This is a genomic window from Microcoleus sp. Pol10D4, assembly GCF_036701555.1.
Lineage (GTDB): Bacteria > Cyanobacteriota > Cyanobacteriia > Cyanobacteriales > Microcoleaceae > Microcoleus.
The window spans coordinates 82,708-102,212 of sequence record NZ_JAUBRA010000015.1 but is presented as its reverse complement, the minus strand read 5'-3'; the positions used below and the strand labels follow the sequence as shown (position 1 = coordinate 102,212).

16 protein-coding genes are annotated in these 19,505 nt (G+C 46.4%); 10 read left to right on the top strand and 6 right to left on the bottom strand.

Features of this window, described 5'->3' with window-relative positions:
• Positions 1 to 175: 175 nt before the first annotated feature.
• The gene (gene panB / locus QUA36_RS10850) at positions 176 to 952 is read left to right on the top strand and encodes a 3-methyl-2-oxobutanoate hydroxymethyltransferase (protein WP_333457338.1); all 777 of its coding nucleotides are present in this window, start codon (positions 176 to 178) and stop codon (positions 950 to 952) included.
• Between the two features lie 61 nt (positions 953 to 1,013).
• Here panB and tatA read toward each other — a convergent pair whose 3' ends face one another.
• Positions 1,014 to 1,205 (bottom strand): twin-arginine translocase TatA/TatE family subunit, encoded by a 192-nt coding sequence (tatA, locus tag QUA36_RS10845; protein ID WP_333163235.1) that lies wholly within the window; start codon positions 1,203 to 1,205, stop codon positions 1,014 to 1,016.
• A gap of 129 nt (positions 1,206 to 1,334) precedes the next feature.
• Here tatA and QUA36_RS10840 point away from each other — a divergent pair, with 129 nt between their 5' ends.
• The 5 genes from QUA36_RS10840 to QUA36_RS10820 all read left to right on the top strand — a co-directional run bounded on the left by QUA36_RS10840 (position 1,335) and on the right by QUA36_RS10820 (position 6,416).
• Positions 1,335 to 2,072, top strand: a complete 738-nt coding sequence (locus QUA36_RS10840; protein ID WP_333163233.1) for a phycocyanobilin:ferredoxin oxidoreductase — start codon at positions 1,335 to 1,337, stop codon at positions 2,070 to 2,072.
• 71 nt (positions 2,073 to 2,143) lie between these two features.
• A complete protein-coding gene (locus QUA36_RS10835; protein WP_333457336.1) occupies positions 2,144 to 3,787 on the top strand; it encodes an HlyD family efflux transporter periplasmic adaptor subunit in 1,644 nt (547 codons plus the stop codon).
• A 172-nt stretch (positions 3,788 to 3,959) separates the two neighbouring features.
• Entirely contained in the window at positions 3,960 to 5,120 is a 1,161-nt protein-coding gene (gene devC, locus QUA36_RS10830) for an ABC transporter permease DevC (RefSeq protein ID WP_333457335.1), read from the top strand.
• A 79-nt stretch (positions 5,121 to 5,199) separates the two neighbouring features.
• Positions 5,200 to 5,604, top strand: a complete 405-nt coding sequence (locus QUA36_RS10825; RefSeq protein ID WP_333457333.1) for a four helix bundle protein — start codon at positions 5,200 to 5,202, stop codon at positions 5,602 to 5,604.
• Positions 5,605 to 5,693: 89 nt separating this feature from the next.
• Positions 5,694 to 6,416, top strand: coding sequence for a DevA family ABC transporter ATP-binding protein (locus QUA36_RS10820; RefSeq protein WP_333163225.1), 723 nt, complete (start codon positions 5,694 to 5,696; stop codon positions 6,414 to 6,416).
• 17 nt (positions 6,417 to 6,433) lie between these two features.
• On the opposite strand, the gene QUA36_RS10815 is transcribed toward QUA36_RS10820, so the two are convergent.
• Positions 6,434 to 7,345 carry a hypothetical protein gene (locus tag QUA36_RS10815; protein WP_333163223.1) on the bottom strand — a complete coding sequence of 304 codons (912 nt, stop codon included), beginning with the start codon at positions 7,343 to 7,345 and terminating at the stop codon, positions 6,434 to 6,436.
• A gap of 539 nt (positions 7,346 to 7,884) precedes the next feature.
• On the opposite strand from QUA36_RS10815, the gene QUA36_RS10810 reads away from it, so the two are divergent.
• Complete coding sequence (locus QUA36_RS10810; protein WP_333457331.1) at positions 7,885 to 9,966, top strand: DNA polymerase III subunit gamma/tau; 2,082 nt, start codon at positions 7,885 to 7,887, stop codon at positions 9,964 to 9,966.
• A gap of 138 nt (positions 9,967 to 10,104) precedes the next feature.
• Here the strand turns inward: QUA36_RS10810 and clpX are convergent, their stop codons facing one another.
• The 3 genes from clpX to tig all read right to left on the bottom strand — a co-directional run bounded on the left by clpX (position 10,105) and on the right by tig (position 14,077).
• Positions 10,105 to 11,448, bottom strand: coding sequence for an ATP-dependent protease ATP-binding subunit ClpX (gene clpX, locus QUA36_RS10805; RefSeq protein ID WP_172188019.1), 1,344 nt, complete (start codon positions 11,446 to 11,448; stop codon positions 10,105 to 10,107).
• Between the two features lie 9 nt (positions 11,449 to 11,457).
• Positions 11,458 to 12,147 (bottom strand): ATP-dependent Clp endopeptidase proteolytic subunit ClpP, encoded by a 690-nt coding sequence (clpP, locus tag QUA36_RS10800; RefSeq protein ID WP_333075055.1) that lies wholly within the window; start codon positions 12,145 to 12,147, stop codon positions 11,458 to 11,460.
• 511 nt (positions 12,148 to 12,658) lie between these two features.
• Positions 12,659 to 14,077 (bottom strand): trigger factor, encoded by a 1,419-nt coding sequence (gene tig, locus QUA36_RS10795; RefSeq protein WP_333457329.1) that lies wholly within the window; start codon positions 14,075 to 14,077, stop codon positions 12,659 to 12,661.
• A gap of 564 nt (positions 14,078 to 14,641) precedes the next feature.
• Between tig and QUA36_RS10790 the strand changes: the two genes are divergently transcribed.
• The 3 genes from QUA36_RS10790 (at position 14,642) to QUA36_RS10780 (ending at position 18,967) form a co-directional block, all read left to right on the top strand.
• Positions 14,642 to 15,685 (top strand): aspartate-semialdehyde dehydrogenase, encoded by a 1,044-nt coding sequence (locus tag QUA36_RS10790; protein WP_333163214.1) that lies wholly within the window; start codon positions 14,642 to 14,644, stop codon positions 15,683 to 15,685.
• Positions 15,686 to 15,792: 107 nt separating this feature from the next.
• A complete protein-coding gene (gene dapA / locus QUA36_RS10785; protein WP_333054761.1) occupies positions 15,793 to 16,686 on the top strand; it encodes a 4-hydroxy-tetrahydrodipicolinate synthase in 894 nt (297 codons plus the stop codon).
• A gap of 400 nt (positions 16,687 to 17,086) precedes the next feature.
• Entirely contained in the window at positions 17,087 to 18,967 is a 1,881-nt protein-coding gene (locus QUA36_RS10780; RefSeq protein ID WP_333457328.1) for a ribonuclease J, read from the top strand.
• Between the two features lie 227 nt (positions 18,968 to 19,194).
• Here the strand turns inward: QUA36_RS10780 and QUA36_RS10775 are convergent, their stop codons facing one another.
• Positions 19,195 to 19,470: a MoaD/ThiS family protein gene (locus QUA36_RS10775; RefSeq protein WP_006632924.1), complete on the bottom strand. Its 276-nt coding sequence runs from the start codon at positions 19,468 to 19,470 to the stop codon at positions 19,195 to 19,197.
• Positions 19,471 to 19,505: the final 35 nt, after the last annotated feature.

Here is a 19,505-nt window from a genome sequence, read left to right as displayed (position 1 = left end):
GGTATTTTAAAGTCCCAAAAGCCTTTCGATCCAACTTATTTGCTCGCTACCCCTTGACAGATCAAGACAGTATCTACATCGCGCAAATTGTACAGCGCAAATTATACAAGGACGAATCAACCGGATTTGATATCATAAGTAATACCCAGAAATAATATTATATTTTTGCACTAAAATGTCAGTCACTACTCATCAATTAATTCAGTGGAAACAACAAGGGCGGTCAATTGTTGCTCTGACAGCTTATGATTATGCGATCGCCCAACTCATCGATCAAGCAGGCGTAGATATCATCCTAGTCGGCGATTCCCTCGCCATGACAGTCTTAGGCTACGACACAACCCTACCCATAACCCTCGATGAAATGCTGCACCACGCTAAAGCTGTGCGCCGTGGAGTTAAACAAGGATTAATTGTGGTCGATTTGCCGTTTTTGACTTACCAAGAAAATCCCCAGCAAGCCATGCACTCGGCCGGGAGAGTTTTGAAAGAAACAGGCGCTCAAGCTGTAAAATTAGAAGGTGGATATCCAGCAATGGCCGCCACAGTTTCGCAGCTAACATCCGCCGGAATTCCGGTGATGGGGCACGTCGGTTTAACTCCGCAGTCCGTACACCAACTCGGCTACAAAAAACAAGGAAAAACAGTCGAAGCAGCCGATCGCATCATTGCAGAGTCGATCGCGCTTCAAGAAGCAGGTGCCTTTGCGATCGTCTTAGAACACATTCCCGCAGACTTAGCCGCTCAAATTACCCAAAAATTAACTATTCCCACCATTGGTATCGGCGCCGGGCCGCACTGCGACGGTCAAGTTTTAGTTACTTCCGATTTGTTGGGACTTTCCGAAAAACAGCCGCCTTTTGCGAAAGCTTACGCCAGTTTGCGAGAAACAATTACCCAAGCTGTAAAAGATTATTCCCTAGAAGTTAGAGAAGGCAAATTTCCCGAATAGGTTCGTAGTGAGGGCTTGAACCCTTAAAAATCAGGACTAAAATCCTCACTACAAACCTAATTTACACTTTCGGCTGGCCCTCTTCCTCTTTATCCTTCTCAACAGCTTCATCATCAGATTGACCAACCCCTTCCTTAAAACTCCGCAGCGTTTTGCCCAAAGCATTTCCTAACTCAGGAATCTTCTTGGGGCCGAAAATTAGTATGGCAACCACCGCAATAATGCCCATTTCGGGCAATCCCAGACCAAACATACAAAATCTCCTGTAAAACTTGCTCGATCGTAAGTCAATCTACTGATATTGTTAAAGTATCTACCTTTTTTCCTGCATCCTGCAACAGTAGAATCAAGTTTTATTAAGCTATCCCCCGATAAATTAGGAATGTTAGAAATATCCCAGCCTTCCCTCCGCGAACAACAGCACTACCTCATCCGCAATTTAGCAGACCGGATGGAAGCAGTATGGCACCGCTATCTAGACCTGGAACCCTACCACCTGCCCGCTGAGTTGGGATACGTAGAAGGGCGCTTGGAAGAAGAAAAACTGATCATTGAAAACCGCTGCTATCAAACGCCCCAGTTCCGCAAAATACACCTCGAACTCGCTAAAGTTGGGCCGGTACTTGACATACTGCACTGCGTGATGTTTCCCAGACCGAATTATGCTTTGCCGATGTTCGGTACGGATATAGTAGCAGGCAAAGGTCAAGTTAGCGCCGCGATCGCAGACCTTTCTCCCCTCAATCCCGATCGAACTTTGTCGGAAAACTACCGAACTCAACTGGAAATTTTGCCGCTCAAGCAATTTTCTTGTCCCCGCCAAATTCCAGAATGGGGCGATATTTTCTCAGAATTTTGTCTGTTTGTGCGGCCAGAGTCGATGGAAGAAGAAAACAGATTTCTCGACATAGTTGAATCCTACGTGGAAATTCACTGCCAACAGGCAGTCGCCTCCGAACCTGTCTCTTCCGCCGAAGAATCGAAAATTCTCGACGCTCATATTTACTACTGTAGCCAGCAGCAGCAAAACGACAAAACCCGCCGCGTACTCGAAAAAGCTTTCGGTCAAGATTGGGCCGAACATTACATGACCGAGGTGCTTTTTGATTTCCCTAAATAGCTGAAATTTGTTTACACTACTTAATAGTAGGTGGGCAAAACTTAATTAGGAAATCACCTACTTTATAAGTAATGGGAAAGGAATCACGGGTCAAGGATAAATCATTTTTAAAACCCCCAGGGCGAGGAGTCATCGGTTTAGCGATCGCGGCCACTCTCATTACCACAGGAGTCGGTTTTTGGCAAGTATCTCAAATTAGAAAAGCCGAAGAGTTAAAGGCGGCGGCTGCAACGGCGGCTGCAACTCCCGCCTCCACCCGCACCAGCGTCACAGCTTTGGGTAGGTTGACTCCGCAGGGGGAAGTTATCAAATTGTCGGCCCCTTCGGCGTCGGAGGGAGCAAGAATTGAACTGTTGCAGGTGGAAGAGGGCGATCGAGTCAGTCAAGGACAAATCATAGCAGTTCTCGATACGCGCGATCGGCTCCAAGCAATCCTCCAACAAGCCGACAAAGAAGTCAAAGTCAAACAAGCAGAATTAGCGAAAATTCAAGCAGGCGCAAAAACAGGCGTTGTCGGCGCTCAAAAAGCAGAAGTTGCCAAGTTTGAAGCACAAGTGCAAAGGGAAACCGAAGCCGAAGCAGCCAATGTCGCCCGCTTAGAAGCTCAACTGCGAAGAGAAACCGAAGCCGAACAAGCTAACGTCGCCAAATTCGAGGCCGCGCTGCAAAGAGAAACCGAAGCCGAACAAGCTAATCTTGCCAAATTTGAGGCACAACTCCAAAGAGAAACAGAGATACAGCAATCCAAATTGGCTAGGCTAGAAGCTCAATTGCGTGGCGAAATTGCCTCTCAAAACGCTACAGTCGATCGACTAAAAGCCGAATCAACCAACGCCGAAGCCGAGGAACAACGCAATAAAGAACTCTCAGAAACAGGCGCAATTTCTGCTTCGGCATACGACACCAAACGTTTAGCAGCAGAGACGGCTCGCCAGAGAGTCAAAGAAGCTCAAGCTGTATTAGAAAAAACAGTGCAAACTTTGCGAGAGGAAATAGTCGAAACTAAAGCTACAGTCAAACAAACAGTAGAAACAGGCCAGCAGGAAATCAATCAATCCAGAGCCAATCTCCGACGCAAGTTAGAAACAGGTAGGCAGGAAATTAACCAAGCTAGAGCCACCTTAAATCAAAAGATAGAAACCGGTAGAGAACAAATCAATCAAGCCGAAGCAATACTCAAACAAAAAGCAGAAACTGGCCAAGAACAAATCAATCAAGCCAAAGCAAATCTAGACCAAATTGCCGAAGTCCGTCCCGAAGATGTGCAAGCCGCCCAAGCCGCCGTAGAAAGTGCGATCGCCACCAAACAAAAAGCTCAAGTAGACTTAAACTTAAGTTACGTCAAAGCACCCGTATCCGGCGACATCCTCAAAGTTCACAGCCGACAAGGAGAACGTGTCAACACCCAAGACGGCATCGTAGAACTAGGCGGAACCGACCAAATGTACGCCGTAGCAGAAGTTTACGAAACCGACATCGCCAAAGTGCGAAACGGCCAGCGCGCAACAGTCACCAGCCCGGTTTTTGCAGGCACTTTGGAAGGCACTGTCACTCGCATCGGCAAACAAATCGGCAAAAAAGATGTCCTCAATACGGACCCCGCCGCCGACACCGACGCGAGAGTTATCGAAGTAAGAATTCGCCTCAATCCCGAGTCGAGCAAAAAAGTTGCAGCCCTCACAAACTTGCAGGTTGAAGTAAAAATAGACATCTAAATTTTACCTTGACAGAACTTACGCATGGGGACTCAAGCAACCGGGTTTTTAACCGAGATTAAGGGTTTGAATCAAATATAAGGGTAAAAAAACCGCTTCCTCAACACCCGTACTTAAATCCTAAAATTATTCAATCCAAAACCCAAAAACTCAAATCTAAAATCGGAGGATTATGGCCAAAATACCACTAGCTTGGGCACAGTTAACCCGCGAAAAAATGCGCTTAGCCGTCGCACTAGCAGGCATTGGATTTGCCGACTTGCTAATGTTTATGCAGTTCGGATTTAGAGACGCGCTCTTTGAAAGCTCCATCACCTTTCACTCTAAGTTAAAAGGGGATATTTTTATCACCAGCACCCAGTCTACGGCTTTAATAGCCATGAAAAGTTTTCCCCAGCGTCGCTTGTATCAAGCCTTGAGCTTTAACGGCGTTAAATCAATTAGTCCCGTATATTTAGGCTTTGGATTGTGGAAAAACCCCGACCCCAACCAGCGTAATACCCGCCAATTGATGGTAATCGGTTTTGACCCCGCTCATCCCATCTTTGATATGCCTGAAATCCAAAATAATTTGGACAAAATCAAAATTTCGGATGTGGTTTTATTTGACCAAGCTTCCCGCCCAGAGTTTGGGCCGGTAGCAGAATATTTCAAACAGGGAACAGTTGTTGAAACTGAAGTTGACAATCGCCGCGTTAGGGTAGATGGTTTATTTACTATAGGGGCCTCTTTCGGTGCCGACGGAAATCTTGTCACCAGCGATTTGAACTTTATGCGGATTTTTTCGACGCGGAGAACAAGAGGTTTAATCGATATAGGTATTGTTCACTTGCAGCCGGGAACAGATGTTAAGGCTGTTGTTGATAAAATGAGGGCAACTTTGCCGAATGATGTGAGAATTTCTTCTAAAGAAGAGTTTGTAGATATTGAAAAAAAATATTGGCAGGAAAGTACCTCAATCGGATTTGTTTTCACTCTCGGCGCGGCAATGGGATTTATCGTTGGGATAGTGATTGTTTATCAAATTCTTTATACTGATGTTACCGATCATTTACCCGAATACGCTACGCTAAAGGCGATGGGATATAAGGATATTTACTTTTTGGGTGTGGTGTTTCAAGAGGCTTTGATTTTGGCAATTCTTGGTTATTTGCCGGGGTTTGGAGTTTCTTTGGTGCTGTACAATTTAGGGAGAAGTGCTACGAGTTTGCCGATGTATATGACTTTGGCGAAAGCTATGACTGTTTTTATTATGACAGTTGTCATGTGTTCTGTGTCGGGGGCGATCGCAGTTAGGAAGTTGCAGGCTGCTGACCCGGCGGATATTTTTTAGAAGGGGAATTGGTAATTGGTAATTGGTAATTGGTAATGGGGAATTGGGGATTGGGGATTGGTAATAGAGGGGTGTAGATATGAGTAGACCGGATTTTGAGGATTTGGATGTTTACAAGTTGGCAGAAAAGCTAGCAAATGAGGTTTGGTTTATCGTCAAAGAATGGGACTTTTTTACAAAAGATACTATGGGCAAGCAACTTGTACGCGCCGCCGATAGTGTTTGCGCTAATATTGCAGAAGGACGGGGCAGGTATAATTATCAAGATAATCGGCGTTTTGTTAAGATTGCCAGAGGTTCTTTGTATGAAACAATCACCTTTTTGAGACTGGCATATGCCAGACAGTTGCTGGTAGATGAACAGGTAAGAAGATTTCAACCAATAATTGATGAATTGTCGCCGAAGCTCAATGCTTATCTACACTCAATAGGTGGTAAGAAAGAGAAAATGATTGATGAAATATCTGATATCGATCGCAAATAAAAAAATCTCCTCCTTACCAATGCCCAAAGCCTAATTCCCAATTCCCCATGCCCAATTCCCCATGCCCAATTGCCAACTACAAATTACCTATGAACACTTTACCCGTTGTCTCAATTAAAAATCTCAATCATTCCTTCGGCGAAGGACAACTTCGCAAACAGACATTATTTGACATCAACCTAGACATTTATCCGGGCGAAATCGTGCTGATGACTGGGCCTTCGGGGTCGGGGAAAACAACATTGTTAACCTTGATTGGAGCTTTGCGATCGATCCAAGAAGGTAGTCTTAAAATTCTCGACCAAGAATTGCGGGGAACGGGGAAAAATAAATTAGTTAAAGTCCGCCGCGACATCGGCTATATTTTCCAAGCTCACAATTTGCTCAAATGCTTGACAGCTAGGCAAAATGTGCAAATGTCTTTAGAACTGCACAGTCATCTTTCTCCCCAAGAAACTAATGATAAAATAGAGGAAATGCTGCAAGCTGTAGGCTTGGGAGAAAGAATAGATTATTACCCCGACAGTCTTTCTGGCGGCCAGAAACAAAGAGTTGCGATCGCCCGCGCATTAGTCAGCCAGCCGAAATTAGTATTAGCAGACGAACCCACAGCAGCCCTAGACAGTAAATCAGGTCGAGATGTGGTAGAAATTATGCGAGGTTTGGCCAAAGAACAGCACTGCACTATTTTGCTTGTCACCCACGACAACCGCATTTTAGATATAGCCGATCGCATTATTCACATGGAAGACGGCTACCTCGCACAAGATACATCAACAGCGGCTGCCACAGGCGTTCTTTCGGGAAAATAATATTAATCCACCTCAACTTATTTCCGAGAACCGGGACGCTTTCCTCCTACCTTGGCAGGACTTTTGGTTGCACCTTTGGCTGGCGTTTTAGAACTACTTTTGCCACTTTTTTGACCCTTAGCTCCTACTAATTGGCTATCATTGGCATTTGTAGGTCTGCCGGCAGGCGTTCTCGTAGTCCTAAAGGTAACATTCACCCCTTCATTCGACTGTTCTAGCACCAACATCGGCGTCGGCTTGGCTTTTTGATCCCACTCAATATGAACGATGCGACCTTGAATTGTCGGCTGCCAACTGTCGTGGTCGTCTGACGGACTCAGATAAGTTTCCAAACAGTCAATAATTTGATTAATTGTTGCCGATGTTGCCTGAGTCGGCAGTTTCATCAGCTTAATTTGAATCCGAAACAGCACTCGTTTTTCTATTTTTACCGCCGGATCGCCAGTTTCGTATTCGATATCAAACATCGAATCTACTTGCCTACCGCTGCCGGCATTCCCGTTTTTATCTCCCACTGCACCCTGAGTCGGACGCAGGGCAATACTAATTTTCTCTTTGACTTTTACCTTAATCTGGTTCACAATGGCAAAGTGAAAGACTTCTTCCGCCATTCGCATTCTCAGGTAGTCTAAATTAAAGTCTCGCGAGTGGATAAGGTCGGGATTCTTTTCCATCTTTGACATGGTTTCCAGAGCCATTTTGTATTTTTTCTGGAGTTCTCGATTTCTAAACTCCTCAAATTTGAGCTTTTTGCTCAAATCGTCGAGTTTTAACTTGGTAAAGACCGCTAAACCGATAAGCAATAACAACAGTAATCCCGCCCCTCCTATTAAGAGTTGGTCTGAGGACGGATCTCCGGGTTTAGCCTTTTTAGGTTTGGGAGAGGCTACTGCCAACCTTGGTTCTACAAGGATTATTTGGGTTGACATGGGCTTTTAAAGGGTAAAATTTGACGCTATATTTATACAGGACTCCAGAGTAGAGCTGTTAGTGCAACTGGATCAACCAACATTGACATCATTCCACCATCATCTTGGTACAACTGGATTTCTGCAACTGGAGCACGCACCCTCTAATTAATACTTTATCTTTAACTGCAAGCAGGTTTCCGAAATATCGGAAAATCGCGCGCTGGTACTGGTCAATAGAAATGGTGAATTGTCTGTAATATATTATACCTATACAGCTAAAAAAAATGTTTGTTCGGGGGGCTCCTCTTCGAGAAAAATAAAAAGAAATACACATAAATTAATAGTAACTATGGAAGCGAGCTGCGGAAAACATCAAGCAGAACAGCCGATCGCCCGGACGATCGAGGGGCGGACGTTGGGAGAGTGATATATTCCTACTGTGCGCTCGCGGACGCCTTGCAAGCCCACCGGGCGGCTTGCTGTGAAAGTCGAGCTGTGGTGCGATCGAACAACGTCTCCTTAGCTAAGATTACAGCTAATACCACCAATATTCGATCGTGACCTACGAACCCCTGCACCACAAATATCGCCCTCAGACATTTGCCGAATTAGTCGGTCAAGAGGCGATCGCCCAAACCCTCACCAGCGCCATCCTACAAGAGCGCATAGCACCAGCATATCTATTCACCGGCCCCAGAGGCACCGGTAAAACCTCTAGTGCCAGAATTTTCGCCAAATCTCTCAACTGTATTTCTACGGCTGCCCCCACCCCGACCCCTTGTGGCAAATGCAACGTTTGCCAAGAAATTGCCCGAGGTTCGACACTAGATGTCATCGAAATTGACGCCGCCAGCAACACGGGAGTAGATAACATTCGGGATTTGATCGAACGAGCTCAATTTTCCCCCGTACAGTGCCGCTATAAAGTATATGTAATCGACGAAGTTCATATGCTCAGTACCCAGGCATTTAATGCCTTATTGAAAACATTAGAAGAACCACCCGATCACGTTGTATTCGTCCTCGCCACAACCGACCCACAAAGAGTATTACCAACTATTATTTCTCGGTGCCAAAAGTTCGACTTTCGCCGCATACCCCTCGACGCAATGATTGCTCACTTGCACAAAATTGCCCAATTAGAAAATATCAATATTGCCAGTGACGCAGTACAAATGGTTGCTCAAATTGCCCAAGGAGGTCTGCGAGATGCCGAAAGTTTGCTCGACCAACTGAGCTTATTTCCCGGTCAAGTAACAGTCGAAAAAGTTTGGGATTTAGTCGGCGCGGTTCCCGAAAATGATTTAATGGATTTGCTACAAGCTATTGATACAGATAACGCTACAGCACTAATAGACATGACTCGTCACCTCATGGATCGCGGTCGGGAACCGCTAATCGTGCTGCAAAGTCTCGCCAGCTTTTACCGAGATTTGCTAATAGCCAAAGCTGCACCAAAGCGGTCAGATTTAGTAGCTTTAACATCAGAAACTTGGGAAAAACTGGGGGATTTTGCCCGCAGTTGGGATGCGGAGTTGATTTTGGCAGGTCAGAAACATTTGCAAACCCACGAAGTGCAAATTAAAAACACTACTCAGCCACGTTTGTGGCTGGAAGTAACGCTGTTGGGATTATTGCCCTCAGCAATTAGAACTCAGCCACAACCAACAGCAGAACCAGCTAAAAATGTTGCTCAACCACCACAAAATCACCCCCCCCAACCCAGGGCGGGCACGGAGGCACCGCCCCTACAATCGGGGGGCAGCCAGACATCTAATATTGAACAATCTTCAGTTCCCAATTCGCAAAATCCTCCACCTCAGTCGCAGCCGGTGGCTAATCGAACAGAAAGCACACCTCCTGCTGCGATTCCCGTACCTGTACCAACTGCTGAAACGAATCAAACAAATTATTCACCGACTAATTCAGCCGATGAAATCGATTTAAATCGAGTGTGGGAAAAGGTACTTGACCGCGTGCGGCCGCATGGAACTCAATCGCTGCTTCGCCAACATGGACAGCTAGTAATTTTTAGCAATGATACTGCTTATGTTAAGATTAGTTCGCAGCCGTTGCTCAATATGGTTAAAGACAAAGTAGCTAATATTGCAGAAGCTTTTTTGCAAATTTTTAACCGTCGAGTAACAGTAAAAGTGGGATTGACAAATCCCGCTGAAACTAATAGTTCCCGCGCCCAGAATTTGCCCACTTCTAACGGACGTGTTGGCGAAAATCCCAGGAATTCTCATCCTGCGGATGATGTCGGCCAACAGGTGCAGAAGTCGGCGGATTCTGAGATTACAGATGATTTTTTGGGGAATAGGGGAGAAGAACAAAAACACCCGCCTGCGCCTGAAAATACCGCCGTTAATGTCCCGGCAATTTCCGAATCACGATCGCCCACAAACGGTTCTACAGACTCTCAAAATGACTTTAACGCTCAGGCTATAGCGGTGCGTGATGATGCGCGAGATGTCGCGAATACGGCTAGGCAATTGGCTGATATGTTTGACGGGCAAGTAGTCAATTTGTCGGATGACTTGGAGATTTGGGAGTCGGAAACTTTTAGATTGGAATCTGAACCGGATTTTTCCGAGTTATCTTCTGAGTTAGGTGAGGATGATTTTATAGATTGGTAAGTAGATCACTAAAAAAAACCGAGAAACCCGGTTTTTTTAGTAGGGGCGGTGCTAAGAGTGGCTGCCCTTCCAGGTTTCTTAATACCCTAAAAGTTTTAGGTTGAATTAGAGTCACCTAGTGATTGTGAATATCTACTTTTAAGCTGACTCTGGTTTTGGCAGCGAAGACGGAAGTACCAATAACTCGGCGGTCGATCGCTTCTCGACCATTTCCTTAGTAATCGTACACCGGGCAACATCCTTGCGCGACGGCAACTCGTACATCACATCCAACATCAATTCTTCGACAATTCCCCGCAGCGCCCGTGCTCCAGTTTTGCGGCGGTATGCTTCCTGGGCGATCGCCCGAATCGCATCCGGCTTAAAGTCCAACTGCACATTATCCATCTTCAGCAGCTTTTGATACTGCTTAACCAAAGCATTGCGCGGTTCCGTCAAAATCGCCATCAGTGTTTCCTCATCCAGCGGCTCTAACACCGCAGCCACCGGCACCCGCCCAATAAACTCAGGAATCATCCCAAACTTCACCAAATCATCCGGTTCAAGTTGCTTGAGTACATCAGCAGCCCGCTTTTCCTTCGGCTGAGCTTCTCCGGGCTGAATAAAACCCATTGACTTTTTACCCGTTCTCTGCTCTATCACTTTCTCAAGACCGACAAAAGCACCGCCGCAGATAAACATGATATTGCTGGTATCAATTTGGATGCAGTCTTGGTAGGGATGCTTGCGGCCGCCTTGGGGAGGTACATTGGCGATCGTCCCCTCCAGCATTTTCAGCAGCGCCTGCTGCACACCTTCACCCGACACATCCCGCGTAATCGAAGGATTTTCGCTCTTGCGGGCTATTTTGTCAATTTCATCAATATAAATAATGCCGCGCTGCGCCTCTTCCACGTCCATATCTGCTACTTGCAGCAGCCGCAGCAAAATATTTTCCACATCTTCCCCGACATAGCCCGCTTCCGTCAGCGTCGTCGCGTCAGCCACCGCAAAGGGTACGTCTAGCATATCCGCCAAAGTCTGAGCCAGCAGAGTTTTTCCGCAACCAGTCGGCCCGATTAACAAAATATTCGATTTTTGCAGTTCTACTTCTTCCGGCGGGTGCTTGCCGCTATTTTTGGCATGGATAAAGCTCAGGCGCTTGTAGTGGTTGTAAACTGCCACCGAGAGCACCTTTTTCGCCTCATCTTGCCCGATCGCATTTTCGTCGAGATAATTTTTAATTTCCCTCGGCTTGGGAATTTGGCTCAGCGACATACTTTTGCCCGAAGTAGCGCGGCGCTTTTGCGTTGTTTCCTGCTTCGGTGCCACCGCCGCTGCGGGTACTGCACTCGAATCAAACAACTCCTCATCTAAAATTTCATTGCACAAGTCAACGCATTCGTCGCAGATATACACCCCGGGCCCTGCGATCAACTTGCGTACTTGCTCTTGAGACTTGCCACAAAACGAACATTTTAGATGGGAGTCGTACTTAGACATAACAGCCTCTTAATTCAGTGCAGTGACATTCTCTCCCGCCGCCGGAAGGTTTTCTTTAGCGATAACTCGATCGACCAAACCGTAATTTTTGGCTTCCTCGGCTGACATAAAAAAGTCGCGCTCTGTATCAGCCTCTAATTTGTCGATCGGTTGACCTGTGTGGTGCGCTAGCAGTTGATTCAGCTTACGCTTATGATAAAGGATTTCTTTGGCTTGAATCTCAATATCAACTGCTTGACCTTGAGCGCCTCCAAGCGGCTGGTGAATCATAATTCGGGAACTCGGAAGAGACATCCGCTTACCGTGAGCTCCTGCTGTCAGCAGAAATGCGCCCATACTCGCTGCCAAACCGTAACAAATCGTCACCACATCCGGGCGGATTTGCTGCATTGTGTCATAAATTGCCATGCCGGCCGTCACCGAGCCGCCGGGGGAATTAATGTACATTTGGACATCTTTTTCTGGGTCTTCGGCATCTAGATACAATAGCTGAGCCACTATTGAGTCAGCAACTTCGTCGGTTACGGGAGTTCCTAAAAACACAATTCGCTCCCGCAGCAAGCGCGAGTAAATGTCAAAGGCCCGCTCGCCCATCCCCGACTGTTCTAGTACCATCGGCACTACATTGCTGGGGCTGGAACTGACATCAAAATCGTTATAGCTTGTAATTAGGTAATTGGAAGATTGAGATACAACCATAAGACACCAGTCAAGGATTCTAGACAATTTGCTGCTGCTGATGAAAGCTTTGAATTAAGCCGCCAGCTTTTAACTATTATGCCTCTTCTGAACAGATATCGGGGGAATGGGGAATGGGGAATGGGGAATGGGGCATTGGGCATTGGGTATAGTCGAGCAAAAATCTTGTGACTATTTAACCCAAATTCAACAGTAGCTCGACATTAAAGGTAAAATTCGATCGCACTTCAGATACCCCCGATCGATCCCCGCCGTAGGGACACTCCAAGACCCGATTAGTATCAACAACCAGGCTAAAACCCTTGATCAATCTCGGTTTTACGCTAAGTCTAGATCCCCCTAAATCCCCCTTAAGAAGGGGGACTTAAAGAGGCTTCTTGTCCCCCCTTCTTAAGGGGGGCTAGGGGGGATCTGGCGTTAACAATCAAATAGCCGTTCTGACTGGGTTTGACGTTAAGTTGACACGAATAAGGGCGGGCGTGCGGTGTCCCTCCTACTTTCATTCTGGGCCCTAATCTTCGCCTACAACTTCAACTTCGACGCTTGTGGCTGCTTCTGAAGTTTCTGCATCATCTGCATCTGCATCAGATTCTTCTGCTGCCGGAGTCAGTGAGCCTTCAGGTAGGAGTTCGATTGTTCCTTTTTCTTCCAACCATTTCAGGGTTTTTTGTTTGAGCAAGTCTTCTGCTACAAATTCCTGCAACCTTTGGGGGTCAAAATCTCCTTTGGGAAACTGCTTTCTGATTTTTTCTACTTCTGCTTTTACTTCTGCTGGTTCAACAGATAAGGATTCCAGCTTGGCTACTTCTGCCAGAGCTAAATTCTGCTTGAGGCGATCAATTGCTTCCGGGCGCGAGCGTTCCCGCATCGGGCCCATATTTTCTTCGGTAAACAGTTGGTTGATATCTATGCCGTAATTTCTCAATTGGGCGGCTTGTTGATTCAACAAATAATCTATTTCGCGATCGACCATTGTTTCGGGAATTTCCACTTCTATTAGCTGCGTGAGTGCTGCTGATATAGCTTTTTCCTTATTAGCGGATGTCTGGTTTTCTTTGTCTGCTTTAAACCGAGTTTCGAGCGATTCGCGCAGTTCTGCTAAAGTTTCAAATTCGCTGACTTCTTGGGCGAAGTCGTCGTCCAGCTCCGGCAATTCTTTTTCCTTAAGTTCTTTGAGGGTAATCGTAAAGACTGCCGGTTTTCCCGCTAATTCTTCACTGCTATACTCATCTGGGAACTGCACAGAAACTTCTCTAGTTTCTCCTGGATTCATCCCGATCATGCCTTGGATAAAGCCCGGTACAAACTGATTTTCCGATAATTCTACTTGGAAGTCTTCTGCTTCGCCACCAGGAATTTCTGCGGGAGTTTCGCCTTCGGCTGCTTCTGCAAATCTACCGGAGAAATCAACCAAAGCCGTGTCTCCCAACTGAGCCGGCCGGCCTTCTACGGGGATTAAAGTAGCTTTGTCCAATCGATATTTTGCCAATACCTCATCTACCTGAGCCTCATCATACTTAGCTTCTTCTGCTTGAAGCTGCAAACCTGTGTACTGACCCATTTTCACTTCGGGTTGTACATCAACCTTCGCCGAAAAAATCAGAGGCTGTTCAGGATCGAACTTAGCTAGTAATTCTTCAAACTCGGTGCGAAGTTCAAAACTGCCAATTGCGGCAATTTTTTCTTGTTCGAGGGCTTTTTGCAGGGAATCATTAATCAAATTTTCCAAAGCCGTCGCCTTCAAACGACTCTGGCCTAGGCGCTGTAGCAAAACTTGACGGGGAACTTTGCCTTTGCGGAACCCAGGAATACTAACCTCGCGAGCAAATTGTTTAATTACTTGCTCGTAAGCTTGTTTTGACTTTTCTGACGGTACTTCGATTTCCAGACCAATTTGGCTAGCTGGAAGTTTTTCCTGGGTTACTTTCATCGGCTTTTGTGATATTTAACAATAGTGTCATAAAATACATACAAATCTGACTTTGCCTGCATTTTAATTTTGTACGCTTTGACTCGTAACGGCACAACTACAACACCTTTACCGGATGAGACTGTAAGTCATTGCCGGCTACTTTTTTGGCTCTTGCCAAATAGTTTTGGTTTGAGGATACTAGCTTTTGCTGCTAGGAATGTGGAGGTTAAGTCCACTAATTGCCGATGCACCATAGCACATATCGCCCTGTGATGTCAATCTTGCCGACCTCTGCGGTCAGTCAAAGTCAATGGATGCGCCTGCGAAAATGCAGATATATCGCAAAACTAAAGCGGATGCGGATTGGGCGTGGGCGAGCGGCAGAAAGATGCTAAACTGGCGTTGGGTACGATCGCCCGGATCAATCGGGAAGTTCGATCGCCCGTTTCGGTTAACTGCACTATTGCCATCCTCTCATGCTCCTGATGTCGCATAACATTAATTAAGTTTGATATTGAGAATTGCAGTTATTTAAATTTTTGATTTCGATCTTTTAGACTTTAATTTTTGGAGGAAACTAATTTGTCTCAATCCTATCGAGTTGCCATTTTAGGAGCCACCGGCGCAGTCGGGGCCGAGTTGCTAGAACTCTTGCATAGCAGGAGTTTTCCGATTTCTAACTTGAAGCTGCTGGCTTCGGAACGTTCAGCAGGCACAACTTTGCCTTTTGGCGGCGAGATGCTGCCTGTCGAAGCAGTGTCGGCGCGATCGTTTGATAATGTAGATCTGGTACTGGCTTCTGCCGGTGGCTCTACTTCTAAATTATGGGCTCCGCAAGCGGTGGCAGCCGGAGCAGTAGTAATTGACAATTCTAGCGCTTTCCGCATGGATGCGACCGTACCGCTAGTGGTTCCCGAAGTCAATCCCCAAGCAGCAGCAGCTCACCGAGGTATAATTGCTAATCCCAACTGCACGACTATTTTGATGGCAGTCGCCGTTTGGCCACTTCACAAAGTTAGGCCGATACAGCGCATAGTTGTAGCGACTTACCAGTCTGCCAGCGGCGCGGGGGCGAGGGCAATGGAGGAAATGAAAGCTCAAGCAAGAGCAATTTTGCAGGGGGAAACGCCCCAAACAGATATATTTCCCTACCCATTAGCATTTAATTTGTTTCCGCACAACACCCCGATTAATGATTTGGGGTATTGTGAAGAAGAGATGAAAATGGTAAACGAAACTCGGAAGATATTTGGTACGGACGAGATTAAAATTACGGCAACTTGTGTGCGGGTTCCCGTACTCCGGGCTCATTCGGAAGCGATTAATCTAGAGTTTGCAGAGCCTTTTAGCGCGATCGAGGCCAGGGAAATCTTAAAGCAGGCAAGCGGGGTTAAGCTGGTAGAAGACTGGCAAGCTAATTATTTCCCGATGCCTGTCGAGGCCAGCGGTAAGGATGACGTGTTAGTCGGCAGGATTCGCCAAGATATTTCTCACCCCTGCGGGTTGGAAATGTGGCTGTCTGGCGATCAAATCCGCAAAGGGGCGGCTTTAAATGCGGTGCAGATAGCTGAGTTGCTGGTCCAAAAAAATTTGTTGCGAACCCAAGTGGCGGCGGCTTCTAATTAAGGGGAACCCTGGCAATTAGGAAATTGAAATTGGGGATTTTAGATAAACCTTTCATCTGAAATCAAAAATTTAAAATCAAAAATCAACAGTCTAAAATCGGAGAAAGTGTGGTAAAGTTTGGACGGGTTCTGACTGCAATGATTACGCCGTTTAAGGAAGACGGCAGCGTTAACTATGCGGTAGCAGAACAATTGGCAGTTCATTTAGCCGATCGCGGTACAGATAGCTTGGTAGTGTGCGGAACTACTGGCGAGTCTCCCACTATGACCTGGGATGAAGAGTACGAATTATTTCAGGTGGTACAAAAGGCGGTGGCCGGTAAGGCGTTGGTAATCGCAGGAGCCGGATCGAATTCTACTTCAGAAGCAGTAGCAGCTACCCAAAAAGCAGCTAAACTCGGGTTAGATGGCTGTTTGCAGGTGGTTCCTTATTACAACAAACCCCCGCAAGAAGGTTTATATAATCATTTTCGGGCGATCGCGCAATCTGCTCCAGAATTGCCTATAATGTTATATAACATCCCCGGTCGCACTGGTCAGAATATGTTGCCGGAGACGGTGGCTCGATTGGCCCAAATCCCCAACATTGTGGCCGTAAAAGAAGCAAGTGGCAACTTGGATCAAGCAAGTCAAATTCGGTGCTTGACATCCCCTGAATTTGCCATCTATTCTGGAGATGATTCCCTAACTTTGCCAATGTTGGCGGTAGGAGGATCTGGTGTAGTTAGCGTAGCCAGCCATCTGGTAGGAGAGCAACTGCAACAGATGATCAAAGCTTTCGAGGCCGGTCAAGTTCAAGTCGCTACCCAGATTCACTTGCAACTTTTTGACCTGTTTAAAGCTCTTTTTCTCACCACAAATCCCATTCCCGTCAAGACAGCTCTCAAACTTCAAGGCTGGGATGTAGGCTCCACCCGTCCGCCCCTGTGCGATCCGCCCGTTGAGGTAACTCAAAAGTTAAAGGACGTACTGAGTCAGCTAGCAGCAGTATCAGCTAGCTAGACGAGCGAGAACGAGTTTTCAGACAACTGAATATTGGTTGTTATCAGTCATTAGTTCTGAGTCATCAGTCATTAGTAATTAACTGTTAGTAATTAGCTAACAGTCAAAAAATAAAGACTGAGGATTAAAGACTGAAGGCAAAAGACAACTGACTGTAGGGGATAGTAAAACCCCGTAGGGGAGTTTTCCACAAATATCTTGGAAAAAATCGCCCCCATCAACGAACAACAGATAAAAACCTCCCAAAAAGCTTGTCTTGAACAGGCAGGATGCCTGTTCCACAGGGATTATTGGAGAGGTCTAGACAGTAGGCGACAGACGACAGACAACAGTCAACAGTCAACAGTCAACAGTCAACAGTTAACAGACCAATAACAAAAATAACTAACAAAGGATACGCATGATCAAAAATACAACTGCATCTGCTCTAAAAGTTATTCCCCTCGGCGGACTGCACGAAATCGGTAAAAACACTTGTGTGTTCGAGTACGGCGACGAAATCATTCTTTTAGATGCCGGTTTAGCGTTCCCGACAGATGGAATGCACGGGGTAAATATTGTCCTCCCAGACATGACTTACCTGCGGGAAAACAGCCACAAAATTAAAGGTATGATCGTGACTCACGGTCACGAAGACCACATAGGCGGTATTCCTTACCACCTCAAACAATTTGAAATTCCGGTCATCTACGGCCCCCGTTTGGCGATGGCTTTGCTAGCCGGAAAACTCGAAGAAGCGGGAGTGTCTCACCGCACTGAATTGAGAACGGTTCGACCCAGGGATACTGTCAGAATTGGCAAGAATTTCTTAGTCGAATACATCCGCAACACTCACTCGATGGCCGACAGTTTTACTGTCGCCATTCACACTCCCGTGGGAATTGTGATCCACACCGGAGACTTTAAAATTGACCACACTCCTGTAGACGGCGAGCATTTTGATTTGCAAAAGCTGGCGGAGTACGGCGAGAAAGGCGTGCTGTGCTTGATCAGCGATTCTACTAACTCGGAAGTTCCCGGTTTTACCGCTTCGGAAAGTTCTGTGGCGCCGAATTTAGACAGAATAATCGCTCAAGCACCGGGACGGATAATGCTGACGACTTTTGCTTCGTCGGTACACCGATTGCAAATTGTTTTGGACTTGGCTAAGAAAAACAATCGGTATGTCGGAGTGGTTGGGCGGTCGATGCTTAACGTCATCGCTCACTGCCGCAATCTCGGCTACATCAAATGTGAAGATAGTATTTTCAAACCGCTGAAAGAAATCCGCAATTTGGCTGAAGACAAGGTTCTGATTTTAACTACAGGTTCCCAAGGCGAACCGATGGCGGCGATGACTCGCATTGCTAACGGCGAACATCACGAACTGAAAATCAGAAAGGGCGATACAGTCATTTTCTCAGCTAATCCGATTCCGGGAAATACGATCGCAGTGGTAAACACGATCGATAAACTGATGATGCTGGGAGCACACGTGGTTTACGGCCGCGACAAAGGCATTCACGTTTCCGGTCACGGTTGTCAAGAAGACCAAAAGTTAATGATTAACATGACTCGTCCCAAGTTCTTCTTGCCGGTTCACGGAGAACACCGGATGCTGATCCAGCACTCCAAAACGGCTCAAAGCATGGGCATTCCCGCTAGCAATATGGTGGTTATTGATAACGGCGATGTCGTAGAATTAACTGAAAATTCGATGCGAGTTGCTGGCCAAGTGCCTTCAGGAATTGAATTGGTAGATGCTTCTCGATCGGGCGTGGTCAAAGCTAGCGTCCTCAAGGAACGTCAGCAGTTAGCCGGAGATGGGGTTGTAACTGTAGCGGCGGCTTTGAATTGGGAAGGCAAATTAGTTGCCAAACCAGAAGTTCACTTGAAAGGTGTAGTGACATCAGCCGAGCGCGCGGAGGTGATAAAATTAATCACTCAAACTATAGAAACAGTTTTGAGCGATCGTTGGTCAGAATTTGTCAAACCCGCCACTGCTGACTCACAAGTTGATGTTGACTGGGTAGGAGTTCAAACGCAAATAGAAAAGGCAATTCAGCGAGTGATGCGCCGGGAACTTCAAAGCAATCCGCTGTTGGTATTCCTGATGCAAATTCCTGAAGAAGCAGTGCGATCGGAAAAAGCAGCAGTATCTCCAGGTTCCCTGGAAGCACCTAAGCTATTATCATCGCCATCATCGCCCTCGCCATCATCGCCCTCGCCATCGTTGCCATCTCCTGCCAATCAGGTGACGGGCCGGCGCCGTCCCCGGACTGCTGCAAGGGCAGCTTCTTAGGGCGATAATTTTCGGACGCACTGCGAACCAAGAAAGGAGTTTTAGGTTTTGTAGTTGCGCTTGGGCATCCAAGCGCAACTACAACCCTAGATTTGATTTCATAAATAGATTTCCTCACTAAGTGAGGGAAGAGTTTTTAACCGCCGATAAACGCAAATGAACGCAGATAGTAATTAATTCTATCTGCGTTCATCTGTGTTTATCTGCCACCATCTGCGGTTGCAAAATCAGCCACCAGCAACTGCTGGAACAATGCTAACTTCATCGCCATCTTGGAGGGCTGTTTTTGAGCCATCCAAAAAGCGGATGTCTTCGCTGTTGACGTAGAAGTTGAGAAATCTGCGGGGTTCTCCCTTTTCATCGCACAGGCTTTTTTTGATGCCGGGACAATTTGTTTCCAGCGATTCAATTAGTTCGGAAATGTTATCGCCGGCGCATTCGATGGTGGCTTGATTGTTGGTAAATTTTTGCAGGGGAGTGGGAATTAAAACTTTGACGGTCATTTTTTTAGTCCTTAGTCAGTAGTCATTTATTAGTT

Coding starts and splice junctions, on each gene's coding strand:
- panB (WP_333457338.1), top strand. CDS start 176: ATGTCAGTCACTACTCATCAATTAATTCAGTGGAAACAACAAGGGCGG.
- tatA (WP_333163235.1), bottom strand. CDS start 1,205: ATGTTTGGTCTGGGATTGCCCGAAATGGGCATTATTGCGGTGGTTGCC.
- QUA36_RS10840 (WP_333163233.1), top strand. CDS start 1,335: ATGTTAGAAATATCCCAGCCTTCCCTCCGCGAACAACAGCACTACCTC.
- QUA36_RS10835 (WP_333457336.1), top strand. CDS start 2,144: ATGGGAAAGGAATCACGGGTCAAGGATAAATCATTTTTAAAACCCCCA.
- devC (WP_333457335.1), top strand. CDS start 3,960: ATGGCCAAAATACCACTAGCTTGGGCACAGTTAACCCGCGAAAAAATG.
- QUA36_RS10825 (WP_333457333.1), top strand. CDS start 5,200: ATGAGTAGACCGGATTTTGAGGATTTGGATGTTTACAAGTTGGCAGAA.
- QUA36_RS10820 (WP_333163225.1), top strand. CDS start 5,694: ATGAACACTTTACCCGTTGTCTCAATTAAAAATCTCAATCATTCCTTC.
- QUA36_RS10815 (WP_333163223.1), bottom strand. CDS start 7,345: ATGTCAACCCAAATAATCCTTGTAGAACCAAGGTTGGCAGTAGCCTCT.
- clpX (WP_172188019.1), bottom strand. CDS start 11,448: ATGTCTAAGTACGACTCCCATCTAAAATGTTCGTTTTGTGGCAAGTCT.
- clpP (WP_333075055.1), bottom strand. CDS start 12,147: ATGGTTGTATCTCAATCTTCCAATTACCTAATTACAAGCTATAACGAT.
- tig (WP_333457329.1), bottom strand. CDS start 14,077: ATGAAAGTAACCCAGGAAAAACTTCCAGCTAGCCAAATTGGTCTGGAA.
- QUA36_RS10780 (WP_333457328.1), top strand. CDS start 17,087: ATGATCAAAAATACAACTGCATCTGCTCTAAAAGTTATTCCCCTCGGC.
- QUA36_RS10775 (WP_006632924.1), bottom strand. CDS start 19,470: ATGACCGTCAAAGTTTTAATTCCCACTCCCCTGCAAAAATTTACCAAC.